1 protein-coding gene is annotated in these 843 nt (G+C 47.4%); it reads left to right on the top strand.

What is annotated here, in order from left to right; translation table 11 throughout:
- The first annotated feature begins 47 nt into the window (after nucleotides 1–47).
- A complete protein-coding gene (locus B5E66_RS12675) occupies nucleotides 48–722 on the top strand; it encodes a hypothetical protein (RefSeq protein ID WP_087233856.1) in 675 nt (224 codons plus the stop codon).
- The last annotated feature ends 121 nt before the right edge of the window (nucleotides 723–843 follow it).

Raw genomic sequence — 843 nt, 5'->3', positions numbered from 1 at the left:
GTTTTGGGTCTCTATCTTTTATACACCATAAGGAGGAAAAATTCATTATGAAACTCAAGAAGATTGCTTCTCTGGCGCTGGCCGGCATCATGGCCGTCAGCATGCTGGCTGGCTGCAAGAGCAACCCGGCAGATCCTGAGGATCCCAATACTCCGATTGTCCCTTCTGCTTCCGATCTGACCGGTTATATGAATGACCTGCTGTCCTCGGAGGAAGAGGATGTTCTGACCTTCAGCGAAAATGCAACTCTGAATACTGCCTTGAAGGATGTTGCACTGGATAAAGATAAGGTTACTGCAGACGACATTAAAAATGCTCTGACTAATTACACTAAGTGGGACAAGAACAATGATACTTTGTCTAGCGATGTGATTGGCAAATTTACGACCGGGAATTATCGCTCTGGCGAAAAGAGTGAGTTTAGTAACTGGCTGAGTGACACTCCTACTAACGCAGAGAAGAGCGATACCTATTCGTATGTTGAAGTTAGACTTCTTTCCGGCAAGTTGACTGAGCAGGCTGTGGCGGGAATTGTCCACGATTATTACGATACTTATATTACTGGCTCCATGGCGGGTATGAATTCCGGCAAGGATGTTACTGTTGATGGCTCTATTGGTGCCGTTAAGGTGGCTAACAACTCCAATCCTGATGCTTCTGCTTGGGTTGTTGCAGTTATGTTTACCAAAACTGTTTCTGAGAGCGCAAACGCTCAGGTCTAACATTACTTATAACACCCCCGGGGCACCATACCGGGAGATGATATAAGGGGCGAGCGGGTGCCAGAGACCACCTGCGCGCTCGGGTAAAACACCCATCCGATGTGGCGGCAAAGAGGAATAG

It is taken from the genome of Faecalibacterium sp. An121, from assembly GCF_002160915.1.
Taxonomy (GTDB): domain Bacteria; phylum Bacillota; class Clostridia; order Oscillospirales; family Ruminococcaceae; genus Faecalibacterium; species Faecalibacterium avium.
This window is presented reverse-complemented; position numbering and strand designations above follow the sequence as displayed.

Excerpts from the sequence above, each read along its gene's own strand:
- B5E66_RS12675 (WP_087233856.1), top strand. The coding sequence starts at position 48 with ATGAAACTCAAGAAGATTGCTTCTCTGGCGCTGGCCGGCATCATGGCC.